This window comes from Pseudomonas sp. R19M, assembly GCF_050312585.1.
In the GTDB taxonomy this organism is placed as follows: Bacteria; Pseudomonadota; Gammaproteobacteria; order Pseudomonadales; family Pseudomonadaceae; genus Aquipseudomonas; species Aquipseudomonas palleroniana.
This window is the reverse complement of sequence record NZ_JBNPJV010000092.1, coordinates 45,826-60,135: the sequence shown is the minus strand read 5'-3', so window position 1 is coordinate 60,135 and position 14,310 is coordinate 45,826. Positions and strand designations below refer to the sequence as shown.

The window sequence follows — 14,310 nt, the reverse complement described above, 5'->3', positions numbered from 1 at the left end:
CTTAGGCCCCTTCAGCCCCCAGGTGACCCCATGCCCGTACAACCCCGCCCCGCCGTACTCGAGCTGATCGGCAACACACCGTTGGTCCGGGTCAGCCGCTTTGACACTGGCCTCTGCACACTGTTTCTCAAACTGGAATCGCAGAACCCCGGCGGTTCGATCAAAGACCGCATCGGCCTGGCCATGATCGACGCCGCCGAGCGTGACGGCCGCCTGCGCCCCGGAGGCACCATCGTCGAAGCCACCGCCGGCAACACCGGCCTGGGCCTGGCGCTGGTGGGCCGGGCCAAGGGCTACCGCGTGGTGCTGGTGGTGCCCGACAAGATGTCCACCGAAAAGGTGCTGCACCTCAAGGCCATGGGAGCCGAAGTGCATATCACCCGCTCCGACGTCGGCAAGGGCCACCCCGAGTACTACCAGGACGTGGCCGCACGCCTGGCCAAGGACATTCCCGGCTCGTTTTTCGCCGACCAGTTCAACAACCCCGCCAACCCCATGGCCCACGAAACCAGCACCGCGCCGGAGATCTGGGCACAGACCCAGCACGACGTCGACGCGATCGTAGTGGGCGTCGGCTCGGCCGGTACCCTCACCGGCCTGACCCGCTTCTTCCAACGCGTGCAGCCAGAGCTGGAAATAGTGCTGGCCGACCCGGTGGGCTCGGTGATGGCCGAATACAGCCGCAGCGGCCAGTTGGAAACCCCTGGTTCCTGGGCCGTGGAAGGCATCGGGGAAGACTTTGTGCCGTCGATTGCCGACCTTTCCAGCGTGCGTCATGCCTATTCCATCAGCGATGAAGAGAGCTTCGACCACGCCCGTCAACTGCTCAAGGCCGAAGGGATTCTCGGCGGGTCCTCGACCGGCACCCTGCTCGCCGCCGCCCTGCGCTATTGCCGCGAGCAGACTGTGCCCAAGCGCGTGGTCACGTTCGTGTGCGACACCGGCACGCGCTATCTGTCGAAAGTCTATAACGACCAATGGATGCAGGATGCCGGCCTGTTGCACTACAAGCATTACGGCGACCTGCGCGACCTGATCGCCCGGCGCTTCGAAGACGGCCGGGTGATCAGCGTCAGCCCCGATGACACCTTGCTCACCGCCTTCCAGCGCATGCGCCTGGCCGATGTCTCGCAACTGCCGGTGCTGGTGGATGGCCAGCAACTGGTCGGGGTGATCGACGAGTCCGATATTTTACTGGGGCTACATCATGACGCTGCGGAGTTCACCATGATCGTTGCCAGCGCCATGACCAACACCCTGCACACCTTGTCGCCGAGTGCCAGCCTGGTTGAGTTGCAGGCCGAACTAGATCGCGGCCTGGTCGCCATCATCGCCGACGCCTCAGGCTTCCACGGCTTGATTACCCGCGTCGACCTGCTCAACCACCTACGGAGATCCCTTGCATGAGTCAGTCCGATAAAAGCGCTTTCGCCACCCGCGTGATCCATGCCGGGCAATCTCCAGACCCGACCACGGGCGCGTTGATGCCGCCGATCTACGCCAACTCCACGTACCGGCAAAGCAGCCCCGGCGTGCACCAGGGGTTCGATTACGGGCGCTCGCATAACCCCACGCGTTTTGCCCTGGAACGCTGCGTCGCCGACCTCGAAGGTGGCAGCCAGGCGTTTGCCTTCGCCTCGGGGTTGGCGGCGATCTCCACCGTGCTGGAACTGCTCGATGCCGGCGCGCATATCGTCTCCGGCAACGATTTGTACGGTGGCACTTTTCGCCTGTTCGACAAAGTGCGCCAACGCAGTGCCGGGCACACCTTCAGCTACGTCGACTTGAGCAATGTCGCGGCGTTTGAGGCGGCGTTGCAGGCGAACACGCGCATGGTCTGGGTCGAAACGCCGAGCAACCCGCTGCTGAGCCTCACCGACCTCAGTGCAATCGCGCGTATCTGCCGGGATCGCGGGATTATCTGCGTCGCCGATAACACCTTCGCCAGCCCATGGATTCAGCGCCCGCTGGAGCTGGGTTTCGACATTGTGGTGCACTCCACCACCAAGTACCTGAACGGCCATTCCGACGTGATCGGTGGCATCGCCGTTGTGGGTCACAATCCGGAATTGGCGCAGCGCCTGGGCTTCCTGCAGAACTCGGTCGGCGCCATCGCCGGTCCGTTCGATGCCTTCCTGACCCTGCGCGGCGTGAAAACCCTGGCGCTGCGCATGGAACGCCATTGCAGCAACGCCCTGGAACTGGCCACCTGGCTGGAACAACAGCCGCAAGTGTCACGGGTGTATTACCCAGGGCTGGCGTCTCATCCACAGCACGAGCTGGCCCGCCGGCAGATGCACGGGTTTGGCGGGATGATTTCAGTCGACTTGAACAGCAACCTGGCCGGCGCCACACGCTTCCTGGAAAACGTCAGGATCTTCGCCCTGGCGGAAAGCCTGGGCGGCGTGGAAAGCCTGATCGAACACCCGGCAATCATGACCCACGCGAGCATCCCGGCCGCTACGCGGGCGCAGCTGGGGATTGGCGATGGGTTGGTAAGGTTGTCGGTGGGGGTCGAAGAGGTGGAAGATCTACGCGCAGACCTGGCCCATGCCCTGTCATACATCTAAACACCCCTAGTGGCTGTAGTGAGCGGGCTTGCCCCCCAGCGCGGGGCAAGCCCGCTCACTACAAAGGCGTCAGGCTGAAATGATGTTGCCCCGCAGCTTCGTGCTGGCCGGCGTCAAGCACCCTCCCACCGACATATGGGTCAGGCTGAGGTGATGTTGGCCCGCGCCGCGTGCAGTTTCTTGTAGCTGTCGATCAAGCGCAGATGCCGGTCCAAGCCTTCCAGCTTCATGCTGGTCGGCGTCAAGCCGTAGAACCGCAGCTTGCCGTTGACCGAGCCAATCACTGCGTCCATACGCTCATTACCGAACATCCGGCGGAAGTTGGCCTCGTAGTCCTCCAGCTCCAGATCTTCATCCAGATGCATCTCCAGCACCGCATTCACCGCCTGGTAAAACAGCCCGCGGTCGACAGTGTTGTCGTTGTACTGCAAGAACATCTCCACGCACTCTTTCGCCTCTTCATATTGCTGCAAGGCGAGATAAATCAGCAGCTTCAACTCCAGGATGGTCAGTTGCCCCCACGCGGTGTTGTCGTCGAACTCGATGCCGATCAAGGTGGTGATGTCGGTGTAGTCATCCAGTTCGCTTTCCACCAGGCGCTCGGCCAGCCCCTTCAGCTCGTCATCGCTGAGACGGTGCAGGTTGAGGATGTCCTCGCGGAAAAACAGCGCCTTGTTGGTGTTGTCCCAGATCAGGTCGTCCACCGGGTAGATTTCCGAGTAGTCCGGCACCAGGATGCGGCACGCGGTGGCACCGAGGTGTTCGTACACCGCCATATAGGACTCTTTGCCCATGCCTTCGAGAATCCCGAACAGGGTCGCGGCTTCCTGGGCGTTGGAGTCTTCGCCATGGCCCGAGAAATCCCACTCGACGAATTCATAATCCGACTGGGCACTGAAGAAGCGCCACGAAACCACGCCACTGGAATCGATGAAGTGTTCGACGAAGTTGTTCGGTTCGGTCACCGCGTGGCCTTCGAACGTTGGCTGCGGCAGGTCGTTCAAGCCCTCGAAGCTACGGCCCTGCAGCAGTTCGGTCAGGCTGCGTTCCAAGGCCACTTCCAGGCTGGGGTGCGCGCCGAACGAGGCGAATACGCCACCGGTGCGGGGGTTCATCAAGGTCACACACATCACTGGGAATTCACCGCCCAAGGACGCGTCCTTGACCAATACCGGGAAGCCTTGGGCTTCAAGGCCTTGAATACCCGCCAGAATGCTCGGGTATTTGGCCAGTACCTCGGCAGGCACGTCCGGCAACGCAAATTCACCTTCAATGATTTCGCGCTTCACCGCCCGCTCGAAGATTTCCGACAGGCACTGAACCTGCGCTTCAGCCAAGGTGTTGCCCGCGCTCATGCCGTTGCTGAGGTAGAGGTTTTCGATCAAGTTGGACGGAAAGTACACCACTTCACCGTCGGACTGGCGCACGAAAGGCAGCGAAACAATACCGCGTTCTTCATTGCCCGAGTTGGTGTCGAACAGATGCGAACCGCGCAGCTCGCCATCGCGGTTGTAGATCTTCAGGCAGTAGGCGTCGAGGATTTCCGGCGGCAGCTCATCCTTGGGGCCCGGCTGGAACCAGCGCTCATCCGGGTAATGCACGAAGGGCGCGTTGGCCAGTTCCTCACCCCAGAACTGATCGTTGTAGAAGAAGTTGCAGTTGAGCCGCTCGATGAACTCGCCCAACGCCGACGCCAAGGCGCCCTCTTTGGTCGCACCCTTGCCGTTGGTGAAGCACATCGGCGAATGCGCGTCGCGGATATGCAACGACCACACGTTAGGCACGATATTGCGCCACGAGGCGATTTCAATCTTCATGCCCAGGCCGGCCAGAATGCCGGACATGTTGGCAATGGTCTGTTCCAGCGGCAGGTCCTTGCCCGCAATGTAGGTACCGGTCGAGGAAGTAGAGTTGGGCATCAGCAACGCCTGGGCATCGGCATCGAGGTTGTCCACTTCTTCGATGACGAATTCAGGGCCGGCCTGTACGACTTTTTTCACGGTGCAACGGTCGATGGAACGCAGGATGCCCTGGCGGTCCTTGTCGGAAATATCCGCCGGCAACTCGACCTGGATCTTGAAGATCTGGTTGTAGCGGTTTTCCGGGTCGACAATATTGTTCTGCGACAGGCGAATATTCTCAGTCGGAATATTGCGCGTCTGGCAATAAAGCTTGACGAAGTACGCCGCGCACAACGCTGACGAAGCCAGGAAGTAATCGAATGGCCCCGGTGCCGAACCGTCGCCTTTGTAGCGGATCGGCTGATCGGCAATCACCGTGAAGTCATCGAACTTGGCTTCAAGCCGAAGGTTGTCGAGAAAGTTGACCTTAATTTCCATGCGGGCACACCAGAATAACGAGCTAAACAAAATGGCCGCTATTATGAGGATTTTCGCCGGGAAGTTTCAGGGTTTTGCCAATCAACTGCTGATCGGTGGGTCAAGCCGGTGGATGGACCCCACCACCGGGATGATCTTCGGGCCGTGCGGCTGGCGTTCAGCCAGCGCGGAGTATCAGCGCAGGCGGATCGACAGCTCAATATCATCGGCAAAGGGCACGGACAGGTAACCGTTATCCGCCGAACGCACATGCGCCAGGTACTCCGGGCAATAGTCAGTGTTGTCGGCCACCACCAGGGCACCGGGCCGCAGGTGTTTTTCCACCAGGCCCAGCACATCGCCATACAACGACTTGGCGCCGTCGAGCAGCAACAGGTCGACGGTTTCCGGCAGCCCCGTGGCCAGGGTAACCAGCGCATCGCCTTCACGGATTTCGATCAGGTCGCTGACCCCTCCTTCGATGAAATGCTCGCGTGCCAGGGCGATCTTCGACGCTTCGAATTCGCTGCCGACCAGCACCCCGCCGCCGTTGTCGCGCAAGGCAGCAGCCAGGAACAGCGTGGACAGGCCGAACGAGGTGCCGAACTCGACGATGGCCCGTGCCCGGCTGCTGCGGGCGAGCATGTAAAGCAGGTTGCCGGTGTCGCGGGAGACCGGCAGCCACAGGTCCTTGAGCATTGTGTAGAGCGCCAGGTATTCGGTTTTACTGTGCATCAGGCGGTCGCGCTCTTCGCGGGGGACGCTGTCGATGATCGGGCTGGTGGCCGCATTGGCTTGGGTGTAGAGGCGTTCGATCAGCGGCGCCAATGGCGCGGTGGTCAGGGTCGTCATGGTTGCTTTCCGTCAGGTTGGGGCTAGGATGCGACTAATTCGTCGCATTAAAAGTATGCGAGTGATTCATCGTCTTCGCTATTCGCATTGGCCCAGCAGCCGGAGCTCTCCATGACCACCCGCCAGACCCCGCGTATTTCCTCGCGCAAGCAACCGCAACAGGCCCGTTCCACCGAACTGGTGGCGGCTATCCTGCAGGCCGCTACTCAGGTTTTGGCCAAAGAAGGTGCCACCCGTTTCACCACCGCGCGGGTGGCGGAAAAGGCCGGTGTGAGTGTGGGCTCGGTGTATCAGTACTTTCCCAACAAGGCGTCGATTCTGTTTCGACTGCAAAGTGATGAGTGGCAACAGACCACGCAAATGCTGTGTGACATCCTCGACGCTGCCGACGAGCCACCGTTGACGCGTCTACGGACCCTGGTGCATGCCTTCATCCACTCCGAATGCGAGGAAGCGCAGATGCGCGGGGCTCTGCACGACGCAGCGCCACTGTATCGGGATGCGCCTGAAGCCGTGCAAGTGCGCGCGGCAGGTCGCCAGGCGTTCCAGCGTTTCATGCTGGAACTGCTGCCCGAGGTACGCGACGAATCCCGCGCCCTGGCGTGCGACCTGATCCTCACCACCCTCAGTTCGGTGGGCAAGGACTTTTCAGGCAGCCCGCGTACGCCGGCAGAGATTGCGGTTTACGCGGACGGTATGGCGGACATGTTTCATGCTTATGTGAATACGCTCAACCAAGGCTGATGCTCCACGACATCGCGCAGCGGCTGCCAGGCTCAAACCCGTGGGCATATTCATCCGCCAGGATTTGCGCCAGACGCGGGTCCGTTTCGGGTTTGAACCCCAGTCGTGTGTAGAACGGAGCGTTCCACGGCACGTGCTTGAACGTCGTCAGCGTCACCGCACGCAATGCATTTGATTGGGCATAGTCCTTGGCGGTCTCCAGCAGCTTGCGCCCCCAGCCCTGGCCCTGGACGGCTTGCGCAACTGACATCTCATGGATATGTAAAACGCCATCCTGAGGTTCTGCGCTGAGGAAGCCTTGAAGCTGATCGTTGGCGTCGACCACCACCCAACAGGTCGATAAAGCGATCAGTTGCTGATGGCGCTCGACCGTCAGGGTGGCGCTGTCCGCCAACCCGCCCAACCCGTCGATCTCACGGAACACCTGGGCAGCAGACCGCTCAATGGCGGGTAACAAAGGCGCGTCCTCTCGATGCGCGAAGCGGATGTGGGCAGGCATAGGATCTCAACTCGGGATGGCGATCGCAGTGTAAAGACAATGCCGGGTGCTTTCGAACAAATCCCTGTCTGGATTTGCGCAATCGCTGATATGTTTTGCTCCTCTCCTGCGAAGGGATGTGCCATGGAACCGTTAGCGACAAACGCGGCATTGATGATCATCGACATGCAACAGGGCATGAACGACGCCAAGCTTGGGCGACGCAATAATCCGCACGCCGAATTGCACCTACAGCACCTGCTCAGCGCGTGGCGGCAGTCCCGGCGCCCCGTCGTGCATGTCCGGCATATTTCCCGCACCCCTGGCTCGGTGTTCTGGCCCGGCCAGCCGGGCTGCGAATTCCAGGCCGCGCTGGCGCCGCTCGAGCATGAGCATGTCGTGGAAAAAAACGTTCCCGATGCCTTCACTGCAACCGGCCTGGAGCGTTGGCTGCACATGCGCTCGATCCAGCAATTGGTGATCGCTGGCGTGATTACCAACAACTCTGTCGAAGCCACCGCGCGATCCGGCGGTAACCTGGGCTTCGATGTCATCGTCGTCGAGGATGCTTGCTACACCTTTGATCAAACCGACTTGCGCGGCCACCTCTGGCCGGCCGAGGACGTGCATGCTCTGTCGCTGAGTAACCTGGCAATGGATTACGCCAGGATCGCCGAGACGACTCAGTTATTGGCTTGCTGCTGACAAGGTCGGTCGGAGTCGGACGCAAGTGCATCGGTGCATCGCTGCTTTGCACAGCGCTTATCGAGGCGATTTTTCAGAACAAAATTATTCCTTGTTGTACACAAAATACCGCTAAAGCTTTATCCACATCGAGCCGAAACAGACAGTGATATCAAATCGCCTACCCGCAGTTTCGGGAAGGGTGATTTGGCCGCCCTCCCCGCTGATGGTCGTCCCGATGAAAATAAAAAATAAGCTGGTGCTTGCTTTCGTATCCGTCGCTTTTATCCCGGTGAGCCTGGTTGCAGTGATCTCCGTGATGAATACGCGCACTCAGGCGGTCGAGCAGTTCATTGATGGCAGCACCCGTGAGATCCGCCAGATCGACGGCAACATTCGGCAGTTCTTCGATGGCACGGTGCAGAACGTCGATCAAATGGCTGCCGATCCTGTATACACTTCCGTGAACACGCTGAAAGACTACCAGTCCGCCAATGCGCCCAGCCAGCCGATGCCGGCGCAGGCCCAGCAGGTGATTGAGCAGTTTGCGCGTTTCGGTTCGACGCATCCGTCGGCGGCGATCCTGTCCATCGGCCTGGAAGACGGCACCTACGCCAAATGGCCGGATGACCCGCAACTGGCCAAATACGATCCGCGCGCTCGCCCCTGGTACAAGGCGGCGATGGCCAGCCCCGGCAAGACCGTGCGCACCCCGGCTTACTATTACGACAAAGATGACGTCGCCCTGGTGGGCACCGCACGGGCGTTGCTGGATAACACCGGCAAGCCCAAGGGAGTGTTCGTGGTCAGTGTGTCGCTGAAGAACCTCACCGAATTGCTCAAGAGCATCAAGCTGGGTGAAAGCGGCTATGTGATGCTGATCGAGGACGGCGTGGTGCTGGTCGACCCACGCAATGCGGCGCACAACTTCAAGCCGCTCAAGGACCTCGGCGCCCCTTATGCGCAGTTGGCCGATACGCCCCAGGGTTCCACCGAGGTGGTGATCGACGGTGTGCGTTACATGGCCAACGTCTGGACCTCCCCGGGCCTCGGCTGGCGTTATGTGGGGTTGATCGAATACAACGAAGTCATGGCAGCCGCCACGCGCATGACCTACCTGACCGCCGTGATCGTGGCGGTGCTGGTGCTGATCTTCGGGCTGATTGCCGCGGCGTTTTCCAAGGTGATCGTCAAGCCGATTGGCCAGGTCAGCACCGGCTTGCAGTCGATCGCCCAGGGCGAAGGTGACCTGCGCCATGAGTTGCAGGTGCAGGGCAAGGATGAAACCGCCGAGCTGGCCGGCTGGTTCAACAAGTTTCTCGCCGCGATCCGGCAACTGATCCAGCATATCGGTGCGGCCTCGACCAACTTGCACGACGCGTCCAAGGTCAACAGCGAAGTGGCGCACAACATGAACGAAGCGGCCGGGCGCCAGCGTGAAGCCGTGGAGTTGGTGTCCACGGCGTTCAACGAAATGGTTGCCACGGCCAACGAAGTCGCGCGTTCATGCAGTGGCGCGGCGGAATCCGCCGAGAATGGCCATCGCCGGGTGGCCGAAGGCAAGCAGCAGATCGAGGTGACCACCGATAACGTCAACCGCCTGGGTCGGCGCTTGACCGAGTCGTCCCAGGCGATGGTCGAACTCGAAGCCGGCAGCCGCAGCATCAACCAGATACTCGGTACCATCCGCGCCATTGCCGAACAGACCAACCTGCTGGCCCTCAACGCCGCCATCGAAGCCGCCCGGGCCGGTGATCAAGGCCGGGGGTTTGCGGTGGTGGCGGATGAAGTGCGCGCGCTGGCCAAGCGCACGTCCGACTCCACCGGCGAGATAGAAAGCCTGCTCGGTACCCTCGGCAGCAAGACCGAGGAAGTCACGCAGAAGATGAGCAGTTGCCTGGACCTGTCCCGGGCCAGTGTGTCGTCCATCGAGAGCGCGCGCGACAGCTTTGAAGGCATTCAGTTGTCGGTCAATGAGATCCGCGACCAGAACCTGCAGATTTCCGCCGCCGCCGAAGAGCAACACAGCGTGGCGGAGGAGATCAACCGGCATATCCAGCAGATCTATGACGAGGCACGTTTAGTCGAGACCCTGGCCCACTCGGCGCAGGATGATTCGGGGCGGTTGTCGAACCTGTCGGCAGAACTGAACGGGCTGGTCGGGCGCTTCAAGTCCTAGCGCGGGCACTGTGCCGTCATTCTTTCGATACGAAATACACTGAACTATCTGACAAACGCAGGGCTCCTTTCCTATGCGCTGCCCCGATTCCAGGGGCGTTGTATAACAAGGAGCCGCCATCCCATGACCACCCTACCCGCCTATCGCTACGCCCCCGGGCCGCTGCACACGACGCTGCTCGCCGGTACCGTGCCGTTGTTTCTGGGTGCCCTGCTCAGTGATATCGCCTACACCCAGACCTACCAGATTCAGTGGGCCAACTTCGCCTCATGGCTGATCGCCGGCGCGCTGGTGTTTTGTGGTCTTGCGCTGTTGTGCGCACTGATCAACCTGCTGCGTGCCGAACACAAAGCCGGGCAACCGACCGTCTACGTGCTATTGCTCGTGGCAACCTGGGTGCTGGGCCTGATCAACGCGTTCCAGCACGCCAAAGACGCCTACGCCGCCATGCCTGCCGGGCTGGTCCTGTCGGTGATCGTGACGCTGCTGACGCTGGCCGCCACCTGGACCGGCCTGCGCTCGGGAGGTGCCCAATGAAGACTGCCCACACCCTGACCCTGTTAAGCGCAGCACTGTTGCTCAGTGCTTGTGGCGGCGAAGCCGACAGACCGCAACCTCACGGCCCTGACCCCAAGCTGCCGGAGCAGCAAAGCAGCCTGTTGCCGAGCATGAAAATTGCCGAACCCACGCCCTGGGGTTCGCAAAAACCCAAAGTGCCCGAAGGCTACAGTGTCACCGCCATCGCCACCGGCCTGGCCATCCCGCGTCAAACCCTGGTCCTGCCCAACGGCGACATTCTGGTCGCCGAAGGCCGTGGTAGTAGCGCGGCCAAGCTCAAGCCCAAAGACGTGATTGCCAGTGTGATCAAGGCCCAGGGCAATACCCAGGTCAAAGGCGGCAACCGCCTGACCCTGTTGCGCGATACCGATGGTGACGGCACTTATGAGCTGAAAACCGTGTTTGCCGACAATCTCAACGCCCCCTATGGCCTGGCCTTCGCCGACGGCAAACTCTACGTGGCCAACCAGGACGCGCTGGTGCGCTTTGACTACACCGATGGCCAGACCAAAGCCAGCGCGCCCCCCGTCAAAGTCACTGACCTGCCGGCGCAGATCAACCACCACTGGACCAAGTCCCTGGCCGTGAGCGCCGACGGGCGCCAGCTCTACGTGGGCATCGGCTCCAACAGCAACATTACCGAGCGTGGCATGGAAGTGGAGATCGACCGGGCGATGGTCTGGCAGATCGATGCCGCCACCGGCGCGCACAAACCCTATGCCACCGGCCTGCGCAACCCGACGGCGCTGAAGGTGCAGCCGGGCACCGGCCAACTGTGGACAGTGGTCAACGAGCGCGATGAACTCGGCCCCGACCTGGTGCCGGATTACCTGACTTCGGTGCGCGAGGGTGCCTTCTACGGGTGGCCCTACAGCTACTGGGGCCAGAACGTCGACAGCCGCGCACAGCCGCAGAACCCGGCGAAAGTGGCAGCGGCGGTCAAACCCGATTACAGCCTGGGCTCCCACGTTGCAGCGTTGGGTGTGGATTTCTCCATCCCCGCAATGGGTGAGAAGTTCGCCGACGGCGTGTTCGTCGGCGAACACGGCAGTTGGAACCGCGACAACCCGGTGGGCTACAAGGTGATCTTCGTGCCGTTCAGCAACGGCAAGCCATCCGGCGAACCCGTTGACTTCGCCACCGGTTTTCGCGGCGACGACGGCAAGACCCGGGGGCGCCCGGTGGGCGTGACGGTGGACCCGAAAGGTGCGCTGATCATCGCCGATGACTTGGCCAACACCGTTTGGCGGGTGACGCGCAATCCGTAGGCAAAGGGTTTGACATGCTTGCCCGAGGCAACCATATTGTTGCCTCAGGCAACCATTTGAGCGCCATCATGTCCACCACCCTTTCCGAACGCGCCAGCATCATCCGTGGTTTCAATCGTTTCTATACGCACCAGATCGGTGTACTGCAGGAACACCTGCTGCAAAGCGACTTCTCCCTGACCGAAATCCGTGTGATGTACGAGTTGTCGTCCCGTGGCGATCTGACCAGTGCCGACCTGTGCCAGATGCTGGGCCTGGATGCCGGATACCTGAGCCGGCTGATCAAAGGATTCGAGAAGAAGGGCCTGGTCGAGAAAGTGCGCTCGGTCACTGATGCGCGCGCAGTACAACTGCACCTCAGCGACCTTGGCCGCTCCGTGCTCGCGCCCCTGGAACAGAAAACCCAGCTGGAAGTCATCGCCTTGCTGCAAGGCCTGCCCGAACTGCAACAACAGCAACTGACCGCAGCCATGCAGCGCATCCAGACGCTGCTGAAAGGTCGCGCACCCAGCTACCTGCTGCGCGACCCGCAACCCGGCGATATGGGCCTGGTGGTGCAACAGCAAGCGGCGTTGTATGCCCGTGAGTACCACTGGAACTGGGAATTCGAAGCGTTGGTGGCGGAAATTGTCGCCAAGTACCTGCGCGAATTTGACCCCAGTTGCGAGCGCTGCTGGATCGCGGAAAAGGACGGTGAGGTGGTGGGCTCGGTATTCGTGATACGTCATGACGAGACCACGGCCAAACTGCGCATGCTCTACGTGGACGCCAGTGCGCGGGGCATGGGTATCGGCCAGCGCCTGGTGGACGAATGCCTGCGCTTTGCCCGACATGCCGGCTACCAACGCATGGTGCTCTGGACCATGAGTGCGCTGACCGACGCCTGCAGGCTCTACCAGAAAGCCGGTTTCGAGTTGATCGAAGAAGAACCCACCCAAAGCTTCGGCAAGCCCCTGGTCAGCCAGACCTGGGCGCGTGATCTGTAGATCGGGGCCTGGTCACCCAAGCCCCGCACCGCTTACAGATCGGTGATTTCCTTGTGGCGTGGCACCAGCGCTTTCATCACGCTCCACGCCACCAGGTACGCCAGCGCACAGATCGCAAACATGATCATGTAGCCGGTGTGAATATCATTGACGGACTTGTAGTAGTCGAACACCCAGCCGCCGATCTTGGTCATGACCACGCCGCCCAGACCGCCGGCCATGCCGCCGATCCCCACCACGGACGCCACGGTTTTCTGCGGGAACATGTCGGACACGGTGGTGAAGATATTGCACGACCACGCCTGATGCGCCGAGGCACCGATACCGATCAGCAGCACCGGCACCCAGAAGCTCAGGTAACCCAAAGGCTGCGCGAGCAACACCACCAGCGGGAACAGCGCGATCACCAGCATGGCTTTCATCCGGCCGTCGTAAGGTGCATCGCCACGCGCCATGAAGTAACTGGGGAACCAGCCGCCGCCGATACTGCCGACCATGGTCATGCTGTACAGCACCGCCAGCGGCATAACGATATCCGCGCCTTTCATGCCGTACTGCGCTGACAGGTAAGTCGGCAGCCAGAACAGAAAGAACCACCACACGCCGTCGGTCATGAACTTGCCAAAAGCGAATGCCCAGGTCTGGCGATAGGTCAGCAACTTGAACCAGGAGACTTTTTTCTGCGGCGCGCCGGCAGGTGCAGGGGTAAAGGGTTGTAGGGTCTGGTCACTGCGGATGTAGGCCAGTTCTTCGGCCGAAAGGCGCTTCTGCTCCTCCGGTTTCTGGTAAAGCACGCCCCACACCGCGACCCACACAAACCCCAGCATGCCGATGACGATGAACGCCGCTTCCCACCCCCACAGCCCGGCAATCAACGGCACGCAGATCGGCGCCAGGATCGCCCCCACGTTGGCCCCCGAGTTGAAGATGCCGGTGGCCAGGGAGCGTTCTTTCTTCGGGAAGTACTCGGCGGTGGCCTTGATCGCGATGGGGAAGTTACCTGCTTCGCCAATGGCCAGGACGGCGCGGGACAGCATGAAGCCGGCAATCGACACCGGGATCACCGCAAGACCAATGGCTCCGCTGACCGCCGCAATCCCCTCGCCCATCGGCACCGCGAACGCATGCATGATTGCGCCGGTGGACCAGATGCCGATCGCCACGACATACGCCGCCTTGGTGCCGATCCTGTCGACAAACCGCCCGGCAAACAACATGGAAATCGCATAGACGAACTGGAACACCGCAGCAATGTTGGCGTAGTCGGTATTGCTCCAGCCAAATTGCGTCGACAGTTGTGGCGCCAGCAGGCTGAGCACCTGGCGGTCGAGGTAGTTGACGGTAGTCGCGAAGAACAGCATCGCGCAGATGGTCCAGCGATAGTTGCCTACCGCCTGGCCCACGCGCTGGGCGTTGAGGGGCTCGTTCAAGTTCATGGCATCACTTTTTATTGTTTTTAGTAAGACACACGTAACGTCATATGTCGTCGTACAACTTATGGCTTTTATATCGAGAGGCCCGAGCACTGTCAATCTGAAAGATTCAGCTTTGTTGAGGCCCTCGCAGGGATAGGAAGAATCGGGCAGGCACAGTTGTAGGATGACGCTGCTGATTACTCCGCGAAGAGCACGCCTGGCCATCCCCACTGCAAAAAAAACCAATCAGTGGTGAAT

At 61.0% G+C, this 14,310-nt stretch carries 12 protein-coding genes and 1 pseudogene; 9 read left to right on the top strand and 4 right to left on the bottom strand.

The window, feature by feature from the left end:
* The first annotated feature begins 30 nt into the window (after positions 1–30).
* Together ACQRBT_RS21625 and ACQRBT_RS21620 are read left to right on the top strand one after the other, a co-directional pair.
* Positions 31–1,407 (top strand): pyridoxal-phosphate dependent enzyme, encoded by a 1,377-nt coding sequence (locus ACQRBT_RS21625; RefSeq protein WP_412046132.1) that lies wholly within the window; start codon positions 31–33, stop codon positions 1,405–1,407.
* Positions 1,404–2,570 (top strand): cystathionine gamma-synthase, encoded by a 1,167-nt coding sequence (locus tag ACQRBT_RS21620; RefSeq protein WP_090370776.1) that lies wholly within the window; start codon positions 1,404–1,406, stop codon positions 2,568–2,570. Before ACQRBT_RS21625 ends, ACQRBT_RS21620 begins: the two co-directional genes overlap by 4 nt.
* Positions 2,571–2,710: 140 nt before the next feature.
* On the opposite strand, the gene ACQRBT_RS21615 is transcribed toward ACQRBT_RS21620, so the two are convergent.
* Positions 2,711–4,909 carry an OsmC domain/YcaO domain-containing protein gene (locus tag ACQRBT_RS21615; protein ID WP_412046133.1) on the bottom strand — a complete coding sequence of 733 codons (2,199 nt, stop codon included), beginning with the start codon at positions 4,907–4,909 and terminating at the stop codon, positions 2,711–2,713.
* A gap of 174 nt (positions 4,910–5,083) precedes the next feature.
* On the bottom strand, positions 5,084–5,740 hold the full coding sequence (locus tag ACQRBT_RS21610) for an O-methyltransferase (RefSeq protein WP_060752689.1): 657 nt from the start codon (positions 5,738–5,740) through the stop codon (positions 5,084–5,086).
* A gap of 111 nt (positions 5,741–5,851) precedes the next feature.
* On the opposite strand from ACQRBT_RS21610, the gene ACQRBT_RS21605 reads away from it, so the two are divergent.
* Complete coding sequence (locus ACQRBT_RS21605; RefSeq protein ID WP_060752688.1) at positions 5,852–6,484, top strand: TetR family transcriptional regulator; 633 nt, start codon at positions 5,852–5,854, stop codon at positions 6,482–6,484.
* Here ACQRBT_RS21605 and ACQRBT_RS21600 read toward each other — a convergent pair.
* Positions 6,471–6,983, bottom strand: a complete 513-nt coding sequence (locus ACQRBT_RS21600) for a GNAT family N-acetyltransferase (protein WP_090370768.1) — start codon at positions 6,981–6,983, stop codon at positions 6,471–6,473. The genes ACQRBT_RS21605 and ACQRBT_RS21600 overlap by 14 nt on opposite strands.
* A 123-nt stretch (positions 6,984–7,106) precedes the next feature.
* Here ACQRBT_RS21600 and ACQRBT_RS21595 point away from each other — a divergent pair, with 123 nt between their 5' ends.
* The 6 genes and pseudogenes from ACQRBT_RS21595 (at position 7,107) to ACQRBT_RS21570 (ending at position 12,637) form a co-directional block, all read left to right on the top strand.
* Positions 7,107–7,667, top strand: coding sequence for a cysteine hydrolase family protein (locus ACQRBT_RS21595; RefSeq protein WP_412046134.1), 561 nt, complete (start codon positions 7,107–7,109; stop codon positions 7,665–7,667).
* Positions 7,668–7,872: 205 nt separating this feature from the next.
* Positions 7,873–8,922, top strand: a pseudogene (locus ACQRBT_RS21590) (cache domain-containing protein); the annotation flags it as partial.
* 135 nt (positions 8,923–9,057) lie between these two features.
* A complete protein-coding gene (locus ACQRBT_RS21585) occupies positions 9,058–9,825 on the top strand; it encodes a methyl-accepting chemotaxis protein (RefSeq protein ID WP_372241657.1) in 768 nt (255 codons plus the stop codon).
* A gap of 123 nt (positions 9,826–9,948) precedes the next feature.
* Positions 9,949–10,362 (top strand): DUF2231 domain-containing protein, encoded by a 414-nt coding sequence (locus ACQRBT_RS21580; RefSeq protein WP_060752684.1) that lies wholly within the window; start codon positions 9,949–9,951, stop codon positions 10,360–10,362.
* Positions 10,359–11,651 carry a PQQ-dependent sugar dehydrogenase gene (locus tag ACQRBT_RS21575; RefSeq protein WP_412046135.1) on the top strand — a complete coding sequence of 431 codons (1,293 nt, stop codon included), beginning with the start codon at positions 10,359–10,361 and terminating at the stop codon, positions 11,649–11,651. The genes ACQRBT_RS21580 and ACQRBT_RS21575 overlap by 4 nt, the downstream gene beginning before the upstream one ends.
* 68 nt (positions 11,652–11,719) lie before the next feature.
* Positions 11,720–12,637, top strand: a complete 918-nt coding sequence (locus tag ACQRBT_RS21570) for a bifunctional helix-turn-helix transcriptional regulator/GNAT family N-acetyltransferase (protein WP_412046136.1) — start codon at positions 11,720–11,722, stop codon at positions 12,635–12,637.
* A gap of 32 nt (positions 12,638–12,669) precedes the next feature.
* Here ACQRBT_RS21570 and ACQRBT_RS21565 read toward each other — a convergent pair whose 3' ends face one another.
* Entirely contained in the window at positions 12,670–14,073 is a 1,404-nt protein-coding gene (locus ACQRBT_RS21565; RefSeq protein WP_060752681.1) for an MFS transporter, read from the bottom strand.
* Positions 14,074–14,310 lie beyond the last annotated feature (237 nt).